The organism is Dyella sp. EPa41 (assembly GCF_016586165.1).
Lineage (GTDB): Bacteria > Pseudomonadota > Gammaproteobacteria > Xanthomonadales > Rhodanobacteraceae > Dyella.
The window spans coordinates 1-22,337 of record NZ_BCPR01000044.1 but is presented as its reverse complement, the minus strand read 5'-3'; the positions used below and the strand labels follow the sequence as shown (position 1 = coordinate 22,337).

12 protein-coding genes and 1 riboswitch are annotated in these 22,337 nt (G+C 66.3%); of the genes, 6 read left to right on the top strand and 6 right to left on the bottom strand.

Annotated elements, in window-relative coordinates; genetic code table 11:
• Nucleotides 1-34: 34 nt before the first annotated feature.
• On the top strand, nt 35-2,215 hold the full coding sequence (locus JMF82_RS14230; protein WP_201315224.1) for a CocE/NonD family hydrolase: 2,181 nt from the start codon (nt 35-37) through the stop codon (nt 2,213-2,215).
• 84 nt (nt 2,216-2,299) lie between these two features.
• On the opposite strand, the gene JMF82_RS14225 is transcribed toward JMF82_RS14230, so the two are convergent.
• A complete protein-coding gene (locus tag JMF82_RS14225) occupies nt 2,300-3,382 on the bottom strand; it encodes a GGDEF domain-containing protein (protein WP_201315223.1) in 1,083 nt (360 codons plus the stop codon).
• 798 nt (nt 3,383-4,180) lie between these two features.
• Here JMF82_RS14225 and JMF82_RS14220 point away from each other — a divergent pair.
• A complete protein-coding gene (locus tag JMF82_RS14220) occupies nt 4,181-6,769 on the top strand; it encodes a TonB-dependent receptor (RefSeq protein ID WP_201315222.1) in 2,589 nt (862 codons plus the stop codon).
• 63 nt (nt 6,770-6,832) lie between these two features.
• Here the strand turns inward: JMF82_RS14220 and JMF82_RS14215 are convergent, their stop codons facing one another.
• From JMF82_RS14215 to JMF82_RS14200, 4 genes are all read right to left on the bottom strand, one after another.
• Complete coding sequence (locus JMF82_RS14215) at nt 6,833-7,537, bottom strand: SDR family oxidoreductase (RefSeq protein ID WP_201315221.1); 705 nt, start codon at nt 7,535-7,537, stop codon at nt 6,833-6,835.
• 96 nt (nt 7,538-7,633) lie between these two features.
• Nucleotides 7,634-8,560, bottom strand: a complete 927-nt coding sequence (locus JMF82_RS14210; protein WP_201315220.1) for a bestrophin family protein — start codon at nt 8,558-8,560, stop codon at nt 7,634-7,636.
• A gap of 80 nt (nt 8,561-8,640) precedes the next feature.
• The gene (locus JMF82_RS14205) at nt 8,641-9,501 is read right to left on the bottom strand and encodes a transporter (RefSeq protein WP_201315219.1); all 861 of its coding nucleotides are present in this window, start codon (nt 9,499-9,501) and stop codon (nt 8,641-8,643) included.
• A 527-nt stretch (nt 9,502-10,028) separates the two neighbouring features.
• Nucleotides 10,029-10,262: a hypothetical protein gene (locus JMF82_RS14200; protein WP_201315218.1), complete on the bottom strand. Its 234-nt coding sequence runs from the start codon at nt 10,260-10,262 to the stop codon at nt 10,029-10,031.
• A 148-nt stretch (nt 10,263-10,410) separates the two neighbouring features.
• On the opposite strand from JMF82_RS14200, the gene JMF82_RS14195 reads away from it, so the two are divergent.
• Nucleotides 10,411-11,199, top strand: coding sequence for an ATP-binding cassette domain-containing protein (locus tag JMF82_RS14195; RefSeq protein WP_236585481.1), 789 nt, complete (start codon nt 10,411-10,413; stop codon nt 11,197-11,199).
• Nucleotides 11,196-12,671: a glycine betaine ABC transporter substrate-binding protein gene (locus JMF82_RS14190; RefSeq protein ID WP_201315217.1), complete on the top strand. Its 1,476-nt coding sequence runs from the start codon at nt 11,196-11,198 to the stop codon at nt 12,669-12,671. The genes JMF82_RS14195 and JMF82_RS14190 overlap by 4 nt, the downstream gene beginning before the upstream one ends.
• Nucleotides 12,672-12,769: 98 nt before the next feature.
• Here the strand turns inward: JMF82_RS14190 and JMF82_RS14185 are convergent, their stop codons facing one another.
• Nucleotides 12,770-15,778 carry a TonB-dependent receptor gene (locus JMF82_RS14185; protein ID WP_201315216.1) on the bottom strand — a complete coding sequence of 1,003 codons (3,009 nt, stop codon included), beginning with the start codon at nt 15,776-15,778 and terminating at the stop codon, nt 12,770-12,772.
• A gap of 318 nt (nt 15,779-16,096) precedes the next feature.
• A riboswitch (cobalamin riboswitch) is annotated at nt 16,097-16,301 on the top strand.
• 142 nt (nt 16,302-16,443) lie between these two features.
• Between JMF82_RS14185 and btuB the strand changes: the two genes are divergently transcribed.
• Both btuB and JMF82_RS14175 read left to right on the top strand, forming a co-directional pair.
• Entirely contained in the window at nt 16,444-18,336 is a 1,893-nt protein-coding gene (gene btuB, locus JMF82_RS14180; protein WP_201315215.1) for a TonB-dependent vitamin B12 receptor, read from the top strand.
• A gap of 188 nt (nt 18,337-18,524) precedes the next feature.
• Nucleotides 18,525-21,686: an efflux RND transporter permease subunit gene (locus tag JMF82_RS14175; protein ID WP_201315214.1), complete on the top strand. Its 3,162-nt coding sequence runs from the start codon at nt 18,525-18,527 to the stop codon at nt 21,684-21,686.
• Nucleotides 21,687-22,337: the final 651 nt, after the last annotated feature.

The following is a 22,337-nucleotide window of genomic DNA, read 5'->3' as shown; positions in this document are numbered from 1 at the left end:
GACGACGCCGAACGCGACCGTGTCGCAGAAAGACATGTCGGAGCTGGCCACGCGCGTCCTGCACGACCTTCCAGACGATCCCAGCCCGGCAGGCCTCGATCGCCGCTACCGGCTCGAACTGGTCGCCGGCGAGTACGCAGCGGCCTCGCACACCATGGCCAGGCTGCGCGGGCGATGGCGTCGCCAGGCGGTGATTCCCTCGCGGGCGGAGTGGGTCACGGTGCCTTATGAGATCTATGCGGATGCCCAAAAGGAGGCCTCCGCAGGCCATCTTGGTGAGGCCGCCGCCTACGCCAAGGTGTTCCGCGAGCACGTTGCCCGGCTGGACGATTGGCCGTCCGCCGAGGTCGCGCGCACATTCACCGACACGAATCCGGCGGAACTCCATGCAGCCCTGCAGTCGGACCTCGATGCGGCCAAGGGCCGTTCGACCCTCGATCTGGACGATGCCGTCCGCCTGTTGAGCGACTATCTGGATGCCTCGGTCTTCCGGCAGGCGTCGCCCTCCGTAGCTTCGCTGATCAAGGAGGATGACGCCCGCCGGTATGTCACGCAGGAAAACATTCTCGTCGAGGAAGCCGGCGGCGCCAGCGTCTGTGCCTACGTCATGCGCCCCAGGAAGGCAGGTCGGCTTCCGGCATTGCTTGAGTTCACCATCTATGCCTCGTCGCCCGAGGCCATCCGCAGCAGGGCCCGCCTGTCGGCGGCGAAGAACTATGTCGGCGTGCTTGGCTTCACGCGCGGCAAGGTATGCAGCCCCGGCCAGGCCTCTGCCTACCTGACCGATGCGGACGATGCCCGCGCGCTGATCGACTGGATAGGCAAGGAACCCTGGAGCGATGGCCGCGTCGGCATGTACGGCGGCAGCTATGAAGGCTTCGCGCAGTGGGCAGCCGCCAAGCGCATGCCCGCGAACTTGAAGGCGATCATGCCCAGCGCACCCGTGGCTCCGGGCATCGACGTGCCGATGGAAGGCAACGTGTTCTGGAACTTCGTCTACCCGTGGCCGTTCTTCACGCTCGACGGGAAATTCAACGACAAGGCCGTCTACGGCGATGTGCAGCGCTGGCGGCGCCTGGACCAGGCGTGGTACGCCAGCGGTCGCGCCTACCGCGACCTGGAGAAGATCGACGGCACGCCGAACCCCGCGTTCAACGCGTGGATTTCGCACCCGTCCTATGACACGTACTGGCAGGCCATGATTCCGTACCGGACGGAGTTCTCGCATGTCACGATTCCCGTGCTGCTGGTGGCCGGCTATTACTACGGCGGGCCCGGTGCGGCGATCTACTATTTTCAGCAATTGGAGAAGTACGCACCGGCCACGGAGCACTATCTGCTCATCGGCCCGTATCACCACATCGGCGCGCAATACGGCGTACTCGATGGCCAGGGTCGGCTGGTCGACACGCTCGCCGGCCTGCCCGTCGACCCGGTGGCGCAGCTCGACATGCATGAGCTGCGCTATCAATGGTTCGATCATGTCTTCAGGCAGGCGCCACGGCCCGCACTGCTTCGCGACAAGGTCAACTATGAGGTGACCGGTGCGAACGTGTGGAAGCATGCTCCGTCCCTGGCCGCCATGGCCGATGCAAGGTTGCGTTTCTATCTTGGCGGAGGCACGGCGGAAGGCGAGTTCCATCCGCTCGTCGGGCGGGCTCCTTCCGGAACGCGTGCATCCATTCCCTTTGCCATCGATCTCGCCGACCGCAGTGACCTGCATGGCACGACCCTCGGCGGCCGTGTGATGGACACGGCCATCGACACCCGTCATGGCCTGGCCTTCGCCAGCCGGCCGTTCGACCAGCCAACTGAACTGAGCGGCCTGTTTTCCGGCCGGCTCGACTTCATCACGAACAAGAAGGACTTCGACCTCGCGATCGATCTGTACGAGCTCACGTCCCAAGGCGGCTATATCCAGCTCAGCCAGTACTGGACGCGCGCCAGCTATGCAGCGGACCGCACGCGGCGCAGGCTGTTGACGCCGGACCGCGAGCAGCATCTGGTCATCGAAGGCAACCGCCTGATGAGCCGCGAGCTTGCGCCCGGCAGCCGCCTCGTCATCGTGTTGAGCGTCATCAAGGAAAGCGGCCGGCAGATCAATTACGGCAGCGGCAAGGACGTCAGTGACGAAACGGTTGCGGATGCCGGCGCACCGCTATCCATCCGCTGGCAGACCACCAGCTTCTTCGATGTGCCGCTGCAGCGCCGATGAAGGCGAAGAGGCTGCACGATCGCCTTGATGCGTGAAGCGCCCGCTTCGATCGGTGCAGCGGCGCCGACGCCCGCCGCATTGCCGTCAGGCGATGGATTGGTCGACGACGACCTGGTTGCGCCCGTTGTGCTTGGCCTGCCGCATCGCCATGTCGGCGCGCGACATCAGGCTGTCGATGCTTTCGCCGGGGCGATTGCAGGGCGCGATGCCGATGCTGATCGTCAGCGGGCGGTCCGGGCGCTTTACGACGCGCATCGCTTCGCGCAGCTGTTCGGCCCGCGCATGCGCGTGATGCAGATCGACGCCGGGCAGCAACACGACGAATTCTTCGCCGCCTATCCTGCCGATCAGGTCCGACTCGCGCATCTGCGAACGCAAGTGCTCGGCCAGCTTGACCAGCACCTCATCGCCGGCCGCATGGCCGAAGGTATCGTTGAGCTGCTTGAAGTGATCGGCGTCCAGGTACAGCACGGCCGCCGGCATGCGGCGGGTATAGATGTCGTCCAGCGCGAAGCGCGCCAGTTCGAGGAAGCGATTGCGCTGCAGCAGGCCGGTCAGCCCGTCGGTGTGGGCCTGCGCCCTCAGCTGCTTTTCCAGCCGGTATTGCTCCAGCAGCGTGCGCGTCATGAACGCGCGCAGCACGCTCGCCACGGAAATGGCGATGGTCATGTAGACGGCGTACTGGAAGACAGGCAAGCCGCTGGTCGCGCCGATCAGCAGCATGGGCAGCGGGCCGAGTGCGCAGAGGAACATGGCGACGAGGAAGTCCCAACGCCCGATCCAGATGACCGACGACGCCACGGGCAACAACAGGCCGGGCAGCACCAGTCGCTGGCCTGGCGCCTGCCCGATGCCGTTGAGGTTGACCCCGACCTCCAGCACGAACACGCACGACAAGGCCAGCAGGCTGAGCGGCAGCGGTCGTTTTTCGCGGCGGGTGACGACGGCCAGCACAGCAAGGGGGATGACGGGCGCAAGGCGCAGCAGCAAAGGCACCGGCGAGCCGCTGACCAGCGCGCGGCCACCGGCGGCCAGCACATAGGCGGCGACGGCCAGCGAGGTCAGCGCCTGGATCGCCGGCGCCATGCGTTGGGCCAGGTAGCGCGTGTAGTCGCCCCGATGAATCGAATCGTCGGCGCCTTGCTCCCTGGCGAACGGGTTGTGCATGCGTGTCCCTGGGCGCGTCCATAGACGGTTATCGGTTCTCAGCAAGATGGATGCCACACGCCCGCAGGCATGGCCGCATGCCGCTTTTTGCCGGTTTTCCGTTCTTTCGCGCGCCCGCCGCCTTACGCGGAAGGGCAGGCAGCGACGCCAAGGGGCACGTCCGGCGGGAGCGCCAAGCCGTCAAAAGCCCGCTTCCCGACGGTCGCGGGGAGGCGGCGTCCGCTTTTGTCCTCCGGCGCTTCCCTGATGCCGCATGACGGGCTTTCTTGCGGTCGTGGCCGGGCCGGATCGCGCGAAAGTGCCTTGACGCTCTACCGGTGGCTGTTGACACCGCAGGAAATTGATGGACAAATAGACGTCCATACCGCCAATTCCGGCGGTGCTTCACCTCTCAAGAGACACTTTCGCTCGTGGACACCCAGCGTTTCTGCATGCCCAGCCCTACCGCACACCGCCTTCCGGCGATGTGTTGCGGTTGTTGATCGGCAACCCGCGCAGAAACCCTCCACCGGGCCCCAGGCCCTTACGCGACGGGGCCCTGGCCCCAGCGAGTGTCACGATGTTCCGCTTCCTGCACGCCCATCCAGCGAATCCGCTTGCGCCACGACACCGGCTTGCCGGTTGTTGTCGCTGTCGAATGTGCCGCGTCGCCTGACGTAGCTTCTTCGGGCGTCCCCACGCCCGCGCCCTGACGCCGTCCCCACGGCGATTCCCCGGCAGCTCCCCCGCTGTCTTCATCCGCATTGCCCAGTCTGGCCGCGCGCCGGGGCGGGCGTGCACATAAGGATTCTTTGCACCATGGCCAAGCCAAGCCTGCTTACCCTCGCCATCGCCGCCGTACTGGCGACATCCGCGCATGCCGAGGACAACAACGACACTGCCAAGGCCACCCAGCTCGAAGCGGTCACCGTCACCGGTTCCAACATCAAGACGACCGACACCGAAGGCCCCAGCCCGGTGCAGGTGATCACCGCCGACCAGATCAGGAGCAGCGGCAAGACCACGTTGCCGGACGTGCTGCGCGCCATTTCCGCCAACACCGGCAACAGCGTGAACGAACAGCTCACCGGCAGTTTTTCGGCCGGCACGGCAGGCATCTCGCTGCGCGGCCTGGGCCAGAAGAACACGCTGGTGCTGGTCGACGGCAAGCGCGTGGCCAACTACGCCACCGCCTACGAACTGCAGGACACCTTTGTCGATCTCAACTCGCTGCCGCTGGCGGCGGTGGAACGCATCGAAGTGCTGAAGGATGGCGCATCCGCCGTGTACGGCTCCGACGCCATCGCCGGCGTGGTCAACATCATCCTCAAGCAGAACTACCAGGGCGCCGAGGCCGGCGCCAGCTTCGGCGCCAGCACCGAAGGCACCGGCCAGACACAGAACAATTTCCACCTGCTGCTGGGCCACGGTGATGTGAAGAAGGACGGCTACAACGTGTTCTTCGCGCTGGACGGTACGCGCAGCAACCAGCTCAATGCCAGCGACGTGAGCTGGCTGCGCGGCAACGACTTCCGCGACAAGCCCGGTGGCCAGCTCAACTGGGTGCCGACCAACTACTACAACAACGATCCCACGCAGGGCTTCGCCAACGCCGTCGGGCCGGTGCAGAAGGTGCCCTACGGCGCGATCACGCCGGGCAAGACGGGCGAGGTGTGGGCCTACAACCCCGCCGCCTACGATTCGGTGATTCCCGGCGTGGAGCGCTACCACGCCGTGCTGCGCGGCACCGTCAAGCTGACCGATGACATCACCGGCTACGGCGAGGCCATCTACAGCCGCAGCCATGCCTCCTTCATCTTCGGCGCGCCGCTCGCCATCGGCAGCGGATTGCGTGCATGGGACAACCAGGCGCAACACCTGGTGAACATCGACACCACGTTGCCCGTGGGCAACCCCGCCAACCCCTACGGCGTGCCGACGCCCGTCAACACCAACCTGTGGGGCGTGGGTCCACGCAACAAGCGTGACCGCACCATCTTCACGCGTTTCCTTGCCGGCGTGAAAGGGCACACCGGCAACTGGGACTGGGACGTTTCGGCGCAGCATTCCGAAAGCAGCCTGAAGGAGTACGTCACCAACTTCGGCAACCGGTATGCGTTCGAGTCGCTGCTTGCCAACGGCGGCTACGACTTCACCAGCAACGACCCTGCCGCCTCGGCGGTGGACGCGCTGCGCCTGTCCACGATACGCCCGGCGGTGTCGCGGCTGAGCACGGTGGATGCCACGGCGAGCACGCAGCTGTTCGACTTGCCCGCGGGTGCCGTGGGTTTCGCGGCGGGTTACCAGTTTCGCCACGAGGCCATGAACTCGCGCACCTCCGAGGCCGTGTTGTCGGGCACGGAATTGCGCCCGGCCATCGACGTGATCCAGGGTTCGCGCAACGTCAACGCGGCCTACGCGGAGTTCAACGTGCCGTTGCTCAGCACGCTGGAGGTGAATGTCGCCGGCCGCCTGGATCGCTACAGCGATTTCGGCAACGCCTTCGCGCCCAAGGCCAGCCTGCGCTACCAGCCCCTGGATTGGCTGCTGCTGCGCGGATCGTTCTCGCGCGGGTTCCGCGCGCCGTCGCTGCCGGAAATCACCAACAGCACGGCGATCAGCTACAGCAGCGTGATCGACCCCTATGACCCGGTCACGCCGGGACAGCGCCGTGGCTACACCGACGTGTTCACCGCCAATCCGAACCTCAAGCCGGAGCGTTCGACCAACTACAACCTGGGCTTCGTGATATCGCCGACCAGCGACACCAGCGTGGGTGCGGATTACTACCACATCGTGCAGCGCGGCATCATCGGTCCGGACAACGACCAGGCGCTGGTGAACCAGCAGGACCCTCGCGTGCAGCGCGACGCGCAGGGCCGCATTGTCACCATCTACAACCAGTACAAGAACCAGCAGAGCCTCACCACCGACGGCGTCGACATCGACTTCCACCAGGCGCTGCATACCCAGGGTTACGGCGACTTTGCGCTCAACAGCTCGATCACGCGCCTGTTGAAGTACAGCCAGCCGCTGGTGGCGGGCCAGGCGCCGGTGAACGGCGCGGGCACCAACCTGTTTGGCTCACTGCCCAAATGGCGCGCCGTCACGGGCCTCAACTGGGCGTTCCACGATGTTTCGAGCACGCTTACCTGGTACTACGTGGATGGCTACAAGCAGAACCCGGACAACCTGCTGACGCCGGCGTACCCCACGCGGGTGAAGAACTGGAGCACCTTCGATCTGTCGGTGGCATACACGGGCCTGCCCAAGACCACCATCACCCTGGCCGTGCAGAACCTGCAGAACCGCCGGCCGCCGTGGGATCCGTCCACGCCGTACTTCGACATCACGCAGGCCGATCCACGCGGCCGCTTCGTGACGCTGGGTGTCGACTACCGCTTCTGATCGGGCTGTTGCCCGCGTGGAGCCTGCCGGGTGGTCGGCACCCGGCAGGCTCCACGGTGTGTCTCAGATCGAGCGCATCAGCCCGCCATCCACGCGCAGGTTCTGGCCGGTGATGTAGCCGGCGCCGTCGGACAGCAGGAAGGCGACGGTCGCGGCGATCTCTTCCGCGGTGCCATAGCGCCCGAGCGGAACCGCCTGTCGACGCTCGGGGGTTTCGGGCAGGGAGTCGATCCATCCCGGCAGGATGTTGTTGATGCGGACATTCGCGGAGGCGTATTCGTCCGCCACCATCTTGGTGAAGCTCGCCAGGCCGGCGCGCATCACGCCGGAGGTCGGGAACATCGGCGACGGCTCGAAGGCCCAGGCGGTGGAGATGTTGACGATGGCGCCGCCACCCTGGCCCGCCATGATCGGCACCACCAGGCGGGCGGGGCGAATGGCGCTCAGCAGATAGACGTCCATCGCGCTGTGCCAGTCATCGTCCGACAGCTCGAGCACCTTGCCTCGCGGGCCATGGCCTGCCGAATTCACCAGTGCGTCGATACGGCCCCATTGGGCCATGGCGTTGTCCACCAGTCGCTTGAGGTCATCCGGCGACTGGTTGGAGCCCGTCACGCCGATGCCGCCCAGCTCCTTCGCCAGCGCTTCGCCCTTGCCGGACGAGGAAAGGATGCCGACGCGGTACCCGTCCCTGGCGAGCCGCCGGGCGGCCGCCGCGCCCATGCCCGAGCCGCCGGCGGTGACGAGCGCTACTTTTTCTGAAGCCATGGCGTGTCCTTAAAAAATGGGGGCGTTGCCGCCGCATTGATACACGCCGTGGCGTCGCCAGGCAAAGGATCGCTGCGGACGCCTGCTATCGGATGCTCAGAGCAGCACGAAGTCCTTGGGCTCCAGCGGAGGCGGCAGTCCGGTGTCGCCGAGCAGGCCGAGCAGGTCGATTTCGATGTTGCGGCTGATGGCGTCCAGCGGCAGGTCGTTGGGCAGCTGGTCGAACGGATCTTCGATCTGCTCGCCGATCGCGTCGAGCCCGAAGAAGGTGTAGGCAATGACACCCACCACCAGCGGCGTGAACCATCCAAGCGGGCCGATCAGGCAGAACGGCAGCATGAAGCAGTACACATGCACGGTACGGTGCAGCAGCAGGATGTAGGTGAAGGGGATCGGCGTGCCCTTGATGCGCTCGCAACCACCGAGCACGTGCGACAGGCGATCGAGCTCTTCGTCCATGCGCGCCAGCAGGATGCTGTCGGTGCCGGTGTCGCGCGCCGCCTTGCCGATGCCGCGCGACAGCGCATCGAGGATCAGGTTGGGGCGATTGCGTGCCGTCTTCAACCGTTCGCTCGCCTCCTTGCCAAGCCAGTGTTCCAGGTCCTCCTCGGGTGGCGTGCCGCGCAGGTGATGGCGCAGCGCGTGCACGAATCCGATGAGCTGGTAAACCAGCGCACGCCGCTCACCGGCGCCGAGGTCGGGCATGAATGCGCCGGTTTGCCGAACCAGGTTGCGCGCACAGATCACCAGCTCGCCCCACAGCGTGCGTCCTTCCCACCAACGCTGGTACGCCACGCTGTTGCGAAACTGCAGGAAGATCGCCAGCGTGAGGCCGAGCAGGGTCAGCGGCGCCGCGTTCAAGGTGAAGGCCACGGCGATCCCGCGGCGCTCCGCTACCACCACGGCCAGCGAGAGCAGCATGGTGTAGACCACGCGCGGCCAGATGATGGGAACGACGGAACCGCGCAGCGCGAACAGCAGCGTGGTGACGGAATGGGTGGTCTTGTGAGGTCTTACGATCATGCCGGCGCACTCGAAGATGCACCATTATGGGGTCAGGCAACGCTGCGGTGCGCGAGTGCCGGGAAAACAGCCGGCGCGCCTCAGCGGCTCCGGTCGAACCAGCGATACTGCACCGCCAGCGTGATGCTCTTGTAGTCGCCGCCGATGCGCGTGACCAGGCCGTTGGACACCGCCACCTTCGCCGACCAGCCCGCCGCGATCGGGGCGGAGAAGGTAAGGCCATAGCGCGCGTTGGATTGGCGGTTGCGGTCGGCGACGCCGTTGACGCTGGTCTGGCCGCCTTCCGCATAGCCCACCGCACCGGCAAGCCACATGCCCGGCTTGAAGGTGTAGCCGCCATACAGCTGGGCCGTGAAGATGGGATCCTGGCTGCGCTGCCTGCCACCGTAGTAGTCGTGATTGGTGGTGAACAGCCACGCCCCGGCGGACGCCTCGAAGAACCAGCGCCCCCACGGATAGGAAAGACCGATCTCTGGCTTGAAGGACCACCGATGGGTGCCGACGTTGACAAGTCGCGATGACTCGTACACGCCCGTGGGCGCGGACAAGGTGAGGCTCACGCCCAGCGACGGAGCGGGCGGCCGCCGCGCGAACGCCTCGGGCGACATGGCCGGATTGCCGATCAGGTTGAGCGCAAACCGCAGGCGCGCATCGCCTGCGCCCCCGCGGTGGATTTCGGTAGGCGCATCGATCACGTCGCCGCTGAGGTTGGCGCGCATGGCGGGCAGCACGACGCCCAGCGATGAGCTCCGTCCCGCAAGGCTGAAGGTGTGCACGTAGGCCAGTGCGAACGTGTTGATGTGCGCTTGCACGTTCTTGACCGGCAATGACGGATCCGTCGTGACGTCGCCGGTGAGATAGCTGTAGCTGGCGCCGACGAAGTTCGTGCCCACGGGCGAAGGCGAGTAGGTTCGCGGCTCCAGCTCCTGCGCATGCAGCACGGCCGCACCAGGCAACAGTGACGCGAAGAGGGCGCACAAGCCTGCGGCGGTCGCCCGGCAGCCCATCAACGGCCACCCCGTTGAACGTCCTGCATGGCCCTGGGCATCGCGCGGCGTCCGATGTCAGGCCTCGGGATGCCGCGTCACCGGCGGGCGGGCGCGCGGGAGTCGATCGCCGGGCCCCACACCCAGGTGGATGGGCCGGACAGCTGCGCGTGCAGCGTGATCGCTCCGCCGCCCCCGGCACTGCGGAATCCAGTCGATGTGCATGCCCAGCTCCAACGCCGACATTCGTGATCACAGGATACGAACAAGGTCTTCGAGGCGCGCCGGCATCGCTGCTTGCGAGCCGCGTTTGGCCGTCTGCATGCGATGCCGCCAAGCGGCTTCGCACCATCCACCGCAGGCGCGTCACCCATGCCCGGCATGCTATCACCACGGGCGCGCCACCCGTCGCCTCGCGACGTCACAGACGATAGGTAAATCTACTTAGGCATCGAAGCGCGGCGCGCGCACGCTCGCCTTGCTTACCCCAGCCACATGGGCTCGGCCGACAACTCGTGGTGTTCCATCAACGCGCACAGTTGCAGCCACCACCAGCGGCGGTCGTCGGGCGCCACCGATACCGCGGGGTCGAGCAACTCGTCCTGCATGGCCTGCCAGAGCGCGGCATCGGCGGTCCGGGCGTTGCGCAGGGCCGTCATGCGCCGATCCAGCGCCATGAAGCGGACCTGCAACTCTTCGCGCGAGAGGTACATCATCCTTTGTTTCCCTGCGAGGCGAACGTGGAGACGTTAGGCAGGCGCGAGGGCGAGGATGCAGTGCCTTGAGTCACGCCATGCCTAAAGACACACGGACCATCGGCCTAGGCTCCCCTGGCCGTTCGATGGGAGGGCAATGGTAGAGTCCATGGCCATGTCCTCTCCCCAGCCTGACCAGCCGCCCCGGCGCGCCGCGGACTTCGCCTTGCGCGAAGTCACCAAGCACTACAACGGCGTCAGCGCGCTGGAGCAGGTCAGCCTCTCGTTTGCCGCGGGAAGCACCACGGCGTTGATCGGCGGCAGCGGTGCCGGCAAGTCCACCGTGCTTCGGCTGCTGCTGGGTCTGGACTGGCCCGACGCGGGCACGGTCAGCGCATGGGGCGAGCCACTGCAACGCGATCATCTGCTCGCCCTGCGCCAGCGCGTGGGCTATGTGATCCAGGAAGGCGGCTTGTTTCCGCACCTCACGACCTTGGGCAACCTTGCCCTGCAACCGCGCTACCTCGGCTGGCCGGCCGAGCGCATCCGGCAGCGTGCGCATGAACTGGCCGAGCTCGCTCGCCTTCCCCTCGACGCGCTCGCGCGCTATCCGGCCGAACTGTCGGGCGGCCAACGCCAGCGCGTGGCGCTGATGCGTGGCCTGATGGCCGATCCGGACGCGTTGCTGCTCGACGAGCCGCTCGGCGCGCTCGACCCCATCGTGCGCCATGAATTGCAGGACGAGCTGAAGCGCATCTTCTGCGAGCTGGGCAAGACGGTGATCGTGGTGACCCATGATCTCGCCGAGGCGGCGTGGTTCGCCGATCGCCTGGTACTGCTGCGTGAAGGGCGCGTGGTGCAGGACGGGCGCTACGAGGACTTGCGCGACCGTCCCGCCGATGCGTTCGTCCATGCGTTCATCCATGCGCAGCGTGCACTGCCGGGCGGTGCGGCATGAAGCGGCTGCTCTGGATCGCATGGATGCTGGTGCCGGCATTGGGCGTGGCGCAGCCGCTGCGTGTCGGCTCCAAGCAGTTCACCGAATCGGTGATCCTGGCCGAGCTTGCGCGTGGCGAAGCACGGCGCGCAGGCATCGAGGTGGAGCATCGACGTGAACTCGGCGGCACGGCCATCCTGTGGAGCGCGTTGCAGCACGGTGCCATCGATGCGTATCCCGAGTACACCGGAACGCTCACGCAGGAGTTGCTGAAGGACATCGCGCCCGATGCGGGCATCGACGCGTTGCGGGCGCGCCTGGCGCCGATGGGCATCGGCATCACCGATTCGCTCGGCTTCGACGACAACTACGCGATCGGCATGCGTGAACAACGCGCTGAACAGCTGGGCATCCGGCGCATCGGCGACCTGGCGGCGCATCCGGAGCTGCGCCTGGGCTTTTCCAACGAGTTCATGGATCGCGGCGATGGCTGGCCCGGCTTGCGCCAGCGCTATGGCTTGCCATCCACTCAGGTGAAGGGCCTGGACCACGCCCTCTCGTACCGCGCGCTGGCGAGCGGCGCTGTCGACGCCACCGATCTCTACAGCACGGATGCCGAGATCGCCTATTACCACCTGCGCGTGCTGCAGGACGACCGGCATTACTTTCCGCGCTACCAGGCGGTGTTCCTTTATCGATTGGCATTGGAACGGCAGTCGCCCGCCTTCGTGACGGCGCTGAAGCGGCTGGTCGGGCAGATCGATGAGCCGGCGATGCGCCGCATGAATGCGCAGGCGAAGCTGGAAGGCCAGCGCGAAGCGGACATCGCCGCGCGTTTCCTCGACCTGCCGGTGGACGGCCACGAGGATGGTTTCTGGCAGCGGCTGCTGCATCGCACGGGCGAACACGTCAGCCTCGCCGCCGCCTCGCTCGCGCTTGCCGTGCTGTTCGCCATCCCGCTCGGCATCGTGGCGGCGCGCTGGCGCCGGCTGGGCCAGCTGGTGATCGGGCTCACCGGCATCCTGCAGACGGTGCCGTCGCTGGCGATGTTCGTCTTCATGATTCCGCTGTTTGGCATCGGCGCGTGGCCTGCGCTGGCGGCGTTGTTTCTCTACAGCCTGTTGCCGATCGTGCGGAACACGCATGCGGGCCTGCTCGATATACCGCTGGAGCTGCGCGAGTCGGCGGCGGCGCTGGGGCTGCCGTGGCGCACGCGGCTGACCCGGGTGGAGCTGCCGCTGGCGACACGATCGATCCTGGCCGGCATCAAGACGGCGTCGGTGATCAATGTCGGCACCGCCACGCTCGCGGCGCTGATCGGCGCCGGCGGTTACGGCCAACCCATCCTCACCGGCATCCGCCTCAATGACGTGGGCCTGATCCTTGAAGGCGCGGTTCCCGCCGCCGTGCTGGCGATGCTGGTGCAGTGGCTGTTCGAGGGCATCGAGCGATGGCTGACGCCGCGCGGCCTGCGCATGACCGCGCGCGAGTGACGGCGACGCGCACCTTCCCATGAAAAAAGAGACCGCCGGTGCGGCCGGCGGCCAAACGGGGAGGCGCGTCGGGGCTCGGCCCGGCGCGCTGGGCTTGCTTACAGCGAGAAGTCGTAGCGAACGCCGAACTGGAAGTAGCGTGGCGTCTGGAAGGCGACGGCACGAAGGTAGTCGTCGCTCTTGATCGGCTGGCCCGCCTTGTCGAACGAGCCCGTTTCCGCCACTTCGATGATCGCCGTCTTCTTCTGGCTGTTGAACACGTTGAACACGTTCGCGGTGAAGGCCAGCTGGTGGTTGGCCCAGCCCGGGCGCCATTCGGCGTTCATGTCCAGCTGCCACGTCCACGGCAGGCGGCCCTTGGAACCGCGCGGGCTCGCCACGTTGTCGCACTCGAAGTACGACGCGCCGTACCCGATGGCATCGACCGGGTCGTTGCCGATGCAGTTCTTCGGGCGTCCGGAAGCCACCGCCAGGTTCGCGCCGAACAGCCACTCCGTATTCATCTGGAAATAGCCATAGGCCTTCAGCTGGTGGGTGCGGTCGTTCGGCAGCGGGCCGTTGGCATACTGCATGAGCTCCGGCGCGTCCCAGTCCTGCGTCACCGAGGGATCGAGCTGGCCGATGTCGGATTTCAGCTGGCCTTCCGAATTGCCGTAGCTGCGCGAATAGGTGTAATCCACGCGGCCGTACCAGCGGTCGCTGAACTGGTGTTCCAGGTACAGGTCCAGCGAGTAGTACTGGCGCTTGAGGTCCGGGAAGGCGACGCCTTCGGGCGTGGTGAAGTCGTCCTTGGTGAGCTTGAACGGCACGAAGTTGCCGGTGCCGGTGGTGTCCACCATGAAGGTGTTGGTGCTGCCCGGGTTGAACAGGTAGCAGCCGGCGATGCTCGCGTTGCTGATGTCGATGTTGTTGCGCGCGGCGTACTTCTCGAACGGACGCGAATCGCAGAAGTCGTCGATCGAGCTCTTGAGCTTGCGGTAGGTGAGCTTGGCGCCGTAGGTCCAGTTGTCGCCGAAGGCCTTGTCGAAGCCGAGGATGTACTCGTCCTGGTAATACGCCTTGAGGCCCTGCGCGGCGACGGTGCGCGGGTCGGGCGTGGTGCCGTCCTCGCCGTTGAGATAGAAGCGGTTGCCCAGCTGCTGCAGGCCGATCGGCTCGCCATTGGGTGCCACGCCGGTATAGGTGTAGTACTCGCTGTAGTAGGTGGATGCCGAAGCACCGCGAATGGCCACGTTGGATGGGATGGCCAGGTGGTAGCGGCCGGCGTTGCCGTACACCTTGAAGCTGGAGTCGCCGAATACGTCCCACGTCACGCCCAGGCGCGGCGCCAGCTGGTGACGCTGCTTGACGTACACGTCGCCGGCGCCGTTGAGGTTCTTGAACTGCTCGTTGCGCAGGCCGAGGTAAGCCAGCCAGCGGTCGCTCACCTGCCAGTGGTCTTCGATGTACTGCGCTTCCTGCTCCACCTTCACCGCGGCGCCGGTTTCGAACAGGCGCTTCTCGGCCACGTACTGCGTGCCCGGCGGCGGCACGATGTCGGGGCGGCCGGACACCTTGCCGGCGTTGCGGTACACCCAGCGATAACCGCCTTCGTAGATGTTGCCGGAGTAGGACTCCAGCGTCTGGTTGTCCACGCCCGCGCGCAGGTCGTGGTCGCCGAGGCGGTATTCCAGGTCCAGGCGCCAGCCGTGCGTCTTGTCCTGCGCGCCGGCATTGAGCACGGTGCCGTTGACCAGGCTGCAGCCGACGATGGGCGAGGTGATGTTGCGGCGCGAATCGGTGATCCATGGGCAGTTCGGGTTGGCCGCATAGCCGAGCGTGCGCACGTGGTCGGTCTTGCTCTTGCCGTACAGCGCGTTCACCGTGAAGTCGTCGGTGATGTAGCCGGTGTACTTGCCGACATACACGTCACCGCCCGGCTGCGAACCCGCGGCGGAGGCCGCGTTCTTGAGCTTGTCGGTGCCCAGGTAGCTGGTGGGCTGCAGCGTCTTGTAGTCGTAGGCGTAGACGCTGCGGTCGGTGTTGGTCTTGTCCTGGATGCCGGTCAGTTCGAGCAGGTGGCTGTCGGTGATGTTCCAGTCCACCTTGACCAGGTACTTGTTGGCCTTGGCATCCTCATGGGTCTTCTGCGGCGCGGTGAGCGGGCTGATGTTGGTGCCGTCGGTGCTGGTGAAGTCGCCGGCGGCGTACAGGAACAGCTTGTCCTTGATCAGCGGGCCGCTGACATAGCCGGTGTACTGCATCGACGAGTTCTTGTTGTCCGCGCGGTACTGGTACAGCACGCCGTTCTCGCGGTAGATGCTGCGCGGCGAATCGCGGAAGTATTGCGGGATCACGTAGAGGCCCAGCCCGCCCTTCCAGGTGTTGCCGCCGCGCTTGGTCACCACGTTGATCACGCCGCCGGTGGAGCGGCCGTACTCGGCGCCGTAGCCGCCGGTGTAGACCTGCTCCTGGTCGATGGCGTCGTACGGCAGGGTGACGAAGCCCAGGCCGGTGAGCGCATTGGTCACCGCGTAGCCGTTGATGTAGTACTGGTTTTCCGAGGCGGACGAGCCGCCGAACGATGCCACGTTGCCGTAGCGGCCGTCGGCCGGCACCACGCCCGGCGCGAGAAGCGCGGCGGCGGTGACGTTGCGGGCCAACGGCAGCTTCTGCAGCTGCTCGGAGGTGAGCACGGTGCGCGAGTCCACCGACGACACGTCGATGGCCGGCAGCGCGCTGGCGATGACCTGCACGCCTTCCAGGTTCTGCGCCGTGGCGGCGCCGGTACCGGCGAAGGACACATCCACGCCCGAGCCCAACGCCACCTGCACGTTGTCCCGCGTTTCCACCGCCTGCCCGTTCTTCAGCAGGGTGACCTTGTAGCGGCCCACCGGCAACGACGCGGCGCGATAGCGGCCGCCTTGTTCCACGCCGATTTCGCGGCTCAGGCCGGTATCGATATTCTCCAGGCGCACCGTGCTGCCCGCGTCGGCCTGGACCTGGCCGAAGATCACGCCCGACGCATTGGACTGCGCCATGGCCACCCCGGCCAGGCCGATGCTCAACGCGGCGGACAGGGCGGTACGCCGCCAGGAGGCCCGGCCTCCAAACGCAATACTGCTCATTTCAGTTTTCTCCCCAACACATGGCCAAAGGCCGGAATGCGCGTGTCGCGCGAACCGGACCGATCCCTTGCGAATCGGCCTCCCCTGGCCAGCCGTCTTTCCCTTGGCGTCCCCACGCCCGGCAGATTCGCAAGATTTCACGATCCGTCCGCCGAAAGTAATCAGGGTGGCGCCGCGGGTCAAGCCGGTGCTATTAAGGTAACTATTTGTATTTATTTGATTATTTATGTTGCCATGGGTAAGGGCAGCAAATTCCTTCGCGAAGCTGTCGTAAAATCGTGATGAAAATCACACTCTCTAAACAGCCCTGCGACCGACTAAAATGTCGCCCGTTCGGGTGTCCCGGCTTGGCCGGGATGAAACGGGAAGCCGGTTCAAGGCCGGCACTGCCCCCGCAACGGTAGGCGAGTGAAACCGCGGGCGAGATGCCACTGTGCCAAGTGCACGGGAAGGCGCCCGCGCTGCATGTCGGAAGGCATGCCGCTCGCGAGTCCGGAGACCGGCCCGATCAGACAGGCCCGCCCCTGCGGCGGGTTTCAGCGCGCGGCTCGCGGTGGGCGAGGCCGGACGTCTGCATGGCCGCCGGCCTGCCGCCGTTCCCTGCTCCACCCGCGTCGTGCACCCACAGTCGGGATGCGCGTGTGGGCGCATCCGCAAGGAACACCATGAAGAAGACACTGGGAGCCGCGCTGCTCTCCGCCACGATGGCCGCCCAGGCGGCCGATGCAGACCAGGCGACATCGCTGTCGTCCGTCATCGTCACCGCCACGCGCACGTCGATCACCACCGACGAAGCGCTGTCCTCGGTGAGCGTGATCACCCGCGCCGACATCGAACGGCTGCAGCCCGCCTCGGTGCGCGACCTGCTGGTGGGCCTGCCGGGCGTTTCCTTCACGCAGGCCGGCGGGCAAGGGCAGCTGAGCACGCTGTTCCTGCGCGGCACCAACTCCACGCATGTGCTGGTGCTGATCGACGGCGTGCGCATCGGCGCCGTGGGCGCCGGCCTGCCGGCGTTCGAGCAGATTCCGGTGGACCAGATCGAGCGCATCGAGATCGTGCGTGGCCCCCGTTCCAGCCTGTACGGCGCCGATGCGATCGGCGGCGTGATCCAGATCTTCACCCGCCACGGCGCACAGGACGGCAAGCTCGATCCTTCGCTGAGCGTATCCACCGGCAGCCGCAGCTACATGGATGGCCATGCCGGCCTCTCGGGCGGCGATTCGCACGCGTGGTTCAACGCCGGCCTCGGCGGCCAGTACACCGCGGGCATCAATGCCTGCCGCGTCGGCGCGGCCGAGCTGGGCGTGGCCTGCTTCGCCGACCAGCCCGACCACGACGCGTACCGCAACTGGAACGGCATGGCCAACGGCGGCTATCGCTGGGACAACGGCACCGAGCTGGCCGCCACCTGGCTGCGCAGCAAGAACTTCGTGGAGTACGACGGCAGCCCGTATGGCGGCAACCAGGCGGTGAACCAGCAGCAGGTGGCTGGCGCGCGCCTGAGCTTCGCGCCGCTGGATGCGTGGAAGGTCACGCTCAACGCGGGCCAGAGCCGCGACGACAACGCCACCTACTTCCAGGGCGACTACAGCGACCTGTTCACGCCGCTCGCGTACTACCCGCGCACGCCGGTGGGCCATACCTATTCGCGCCGCAACCAGGCGTCATGGCAGAACGACATCACGCTCGACGCCAACCAGTTGCTGACCGCCGGCGTCGACTACCAGCAGGAACACATCGACAGCGATACCGGCTACCTCAGGAGCACGCGCGAAGACACCGGCGTCTACGCGCAATACATCGGCACGTTCGGCCGCAACGAAGTGCAGCTGTCGGCACGCCACGACCACAACGGCCAGTTCGGCAACCACAACACCGGCTCGGCGGCGTGGGGTTATGCGTTCGACCACGGCCTGCGCCTGTCGGCGAGCTACGGCACCGCGTTCCATGCGCCGACATTCAACGACATCTACTACCCGTTCGGCCTGGGCAACCCCGACCTCAAGCCGGAGAAATCGCGCTCGGGCGAGCTGGGCCTCAGCCAGGCGCAGGGTGCGTGGAACTGGGCGGTCAACCTCTACCAGACCACGATCACCGACCTGATCACGCTGGATGAGAACTTCGTGCCGCAGAACATCAGCCAGGCGCGCATCCGCGGAGTGGAAGGCCAGTTCGGCATCAACCTCGATGGTTGGCAGGTGCAGAGCTACCTGACCTTGATGCAGCCGAAGAACCGCGAAGGCATCTATGACGGCAACCTGTTGCCGCGTCGTCCGGAGCAGACGGCACGCGTGGACGTGGACCGCCGCTTTGGCGCCTTCGGCGTCGGCGCGACGTTCTTCGCGTCGGGCAAGGCGTATGACGACCAGGCCAACCTGCACCGACTCGGCGGTTATGCCACCACCGATCTGCGCGCCAGCTACGAGTTCCTGCCGGACTGGCGCGTCGAGGCCAAGCTGGCCAATGCGTTCGACCGGAACTACGAGACGGCCTATTACTTCAACCAGCCGGGCCGCACGTGGTTCCTGACGTTGCGGTACAGCCCGGCGACGCGCTGAGGCCTGGTTGCACGAAACCTTCACCGTCGTCCCAGCGCCTGCTGGGACGACAGCTCGTGGCCAGGCCGACTAACGGCACATCCGCTGCGGCGCGTTTGCGGGCATAAAGGCGGCTGAGGTGAGTCGCCAGGTGCGCCTCGCACCGAGGCGCGGCGGGGCGCGCCGCCATCGATGGTCCTCGAGGATCCGTGAACCTTTTCGCGCCACTGATACGCCGGCCCATCGGCACTTCCGTGCTGGCGATCGGCCTCGCCCTCGCGGGCATCTGGGCCTACCTGTTGCTGGGCGTGGCCGCGCTGCCGCAGCTCGAATTTCCCGGCATGGTGGTGTACGTGGAAATGCCCGGCGCGAATGCGCAGACCATGGCATCCACCGTGGCCGCGCCGCTGGAGCGCCACCTCGGGCGCATTCCCGGCATCAAGGAGATGCACTCGGAGAGCAACGAAGGCTCCACGTCAGTCCGCATCATCTTCAATTTCGGCAACAACACCGACAAGCTTGCGCGTGACGTGCAGGCCGCGATCAATGCGAGCACGGCCGACCTGCCGATCGCGAGCATGCCGTCGCTGCCGCGCTACTTCAAATTCAACACCGCCAATATCCCGGTGCTGTTGCTGTCGTTGACCTCGCAGACGCTGCCGCCGGACAAGCTCTACGACCTCGCCGATACGCTGATCAACCCTGCCATTGCGCAGATCCCCGGCGTGGCGCAGGTGCGCGTGATCGGCGGGCGTCCGCGCGCGGTGCGCGTGGAGCTCAACACGGCCGCGCTGGCCAGCAAGGGGCTTACGGCCAACGACGTGGCGAACGCGTTGCGCGCCGCCAACGTCACCTCGCCGCAGGGCGTGCTCACCGACGGGCGCACGCAGATGACGGTGACGGCAACCGATGCCCTGCATGACCCGGAGGAGTTCGCCAGGTTGCTGATCGCCACGCGCAACGGCGCGCCGGTGCGGCTGTCCGACGTGGCGCGCGTCACCAGCGGCCAGCAGGACGAGTACCAGGCCGCGTGGTTCAACGACCAGCGCGCGGTGGCGCTGCGCATCAGCAAGCGCCCCGAGGCCAATGCCGTGGCCACCGCCGACGCGGTGCGCGCGAAGCTGCCGCAGATGCGCGCGTGGATGCCGGCCGATATCAGGATCACGCCGATCTTCGACCTCACGCAGACCACCAAGTCGGCGTTGCATGAAGTGGAAGTGGCGCTGCTGTTGAGCGTGGTGATGGTGGCGGCGGTGATGCTGGTGTTCCTGCGGCGCATCGGACCCATGCTGATCGCGATGCTCAGCGTGCCGCTGTCGCTGGCTGGCGCCTTCGTGGTGATGTGGTCGCTGGGCTACACGCTCAACACGCTGTCGCTGGTGGCGCTGGTGCTGTGCATCGGCTTCGTGGTCGACGACGCCATCGTGGTGATCGAGAACATCGTGCGCCACATGGAACACGGTTCGCCGCCGATCGAAGCGGCGATGGATGGCGTGAAGGAGATCGGCTTCACCGTCGTCTCCATCACGCTGTCGCTGATCGCCGTGTTCGCGCCGCTGCTGTTCGGCAACAACCAGTTCACCTTGCTGCTGCGCGAGTTCTCGGTGACGCTGACCGCGGCGGTGGTGATCTCGGCGGTGATCTCGCTGTCGCTCACGCCCGCGCTGTGCGGCCGCTACCTCACCCTGTCCAATGCCGGCGGCCGCGAACCCAACCGGATGGAGCGCGCGCTCGAACGCCTCGACCGCGGCTTGCACCACGTCTACGAGCGTGCGCTGGATTGGGCCATGCACCATCGCCGGCTGATGCGCTGGCAGCCGCTCATCCTGCTGGGCCTGACCATGGGCATGGCGATCGGGGTGGTGAAGCTGTTCGGCTTCAATTTCATGCCCCAGGAAGATATCGGCATGATCCAGGGCGACATCCGCGCCGACGCCAACATCTCGCCCACGCTGATGGCCCAGCGCGCGCAGCGCGCGGCGGCGATCATGCGCGAAGACCCGGCGGTGCTGGATGTAACCACCTTCCTCGGCAGCGACCGCGCCGGTGGCGCCGTGGGCAACCAGGCCACCATGTTCGTGGACCTCAAGCCGCGCGGGCATGGGCCGGGCGAACGGCCCGACGCCTTGAAGGACGTCATCACCCGGCTCAACAAGGCCTACGCGAAGCTGCCCGAGCTGCGCGTGTCGCTCAATGCCATCGGCTTCTTCAACGACAACAACGACAGCGACCGCGGCAGCCAGAGCTTCGAACTGGTAAGCAGCAACATGGGCGTGGACCTGCAGCCGCTCGCGCTGGAAGTGACGCGGCTGATGCGCAAGCACAAGGAATTCCACGACGTCAGCAGCGACTACGACGACATCGACAAGCAGCAGATGCTCACCGTGGACCGCGCCGCGGCGGGTCGCCTGCACCTGAACATGGGGCAGGTGGATTCGGCGCTGTACAACGCCTTCGGCCAGCGCCAGGTGTCGATCATCTATTCGAACATCAACCAGTACTGGGTGGTGCTGACCTCATCCGCCGAGCGCTCGCTCAGCCCCGAGACGCTGCTCAACACCTATGTGCGCGGCGACAGCGGCAACATGGTGCCGCTCTCGGCGGTGGCGCACATCCAGCCGCAGGTGACACCCTCGTTCGTGATCCACACCAACCAGCTGGAAGCGGCGAAGATCTACTACAACATCGACCCGGGTTTTCCGCAGGACAAGGCGATGGACCTGATCGAGCAGATCGTCGCCGGCGCGCGCCTGCCGGCCGGCGTGCAGATCGGCTATTCCGGCAGTGCGCAGAACCTGGAGGAAACGCGCTCCAACGCCAATGTGCTGCTGATCGGCTCGATCCTGGCGATGTACATCGTGCTGGGCATTCTCTACGAGAGTCTCGGCCATCCACTGACCATCCTCTCCACGCTGCCCGCGGCCGGCGCCGGCGCTTTTCTCGCCATGCTGGCCACCGGCACACCGATGTCGCTGATGGCGATCATCGCGATCCTGATGCTGATCGGCATCGTGAAGAAGAATGCGATCCTGATGGTGGACTTCGCGCTGGTGGCACAGCGAGAACGCGGACTGTCACCGCCGGATGCGATTCGCGAAGCGGCGCTGGTTCGCTTCCGCCCGATCACCATGACCACCCTGGTGGCGATGGGCGCGGCGCTGCCGCTGGCCATCGGCTTCGGCGTCGGCTCGGAGATGCGCCAGCCGCTGGGCGTGGCCATCGTGGGTGGCCTGCTGGTGTCGCAGTTGCTGACGTTGCTGAGCACGCCGGCGATTTATCTGTGGAATCATGATCGCAAGATCCGCAAGGAAGCGCGTCGCGCGAAGCGCGCGGCCAAGCGCGCGCTGAAGGCGCAGACAGCGGCGGGTTAACCCCTCTCGCCCCGCCCCCCCTGTAGGAGCGCACCCTGTGCGCGACAGCCTTTCGCGCCGGTCTGCATGTTCATCATTTGGATGCATGAAGATTTCTGGTGCTGTCGTTGCCGGGCTTCTGCGACCGGGCTCGCCTGCCGCGGGCTTCCGCCCTCCTGCCGGCGACGCGAAGCTAGTCCCCGTGGGAAGGCCGGGTCACTTTCTCTTGCTTGCCCAAGAGAAAGTAACCAAAGAGAACAGCACCCCGCGTGGCGCTGTCTGGGCTACGCCCAGCCAGTCCGTGAGGGGCGGCCGGGCTTTTCGACCGGGCTCCTGCCCGGACGAAAAGTGCCCGACATCCGTGTCGGGCACCCCTGCGGGGCCTGATCGTCCACCCCTCACCGCCCCACAGGGGTTGGTTGAAGGCTCGTGCCGCTGCGCGGCACATCGCATCGCGATGCCAGTGGCTGCGGTTCGTTGTGGGAGCGCACCCTGTGCGCGACCGCGGACTGGCAGGATTGCCTCGATTCGCGATGGTCGCGACTGGAAGGCAAAGGAGTATCGCCACGTTGCGGTCGCGCACAGGGTGCGCTCCTACAGAGATAGGAGAGGTTTTTGCGAGCACCCACCCCTCACCCCAGCCCTCTCCCCGCAGGGGAGAGGGAGAAAAAC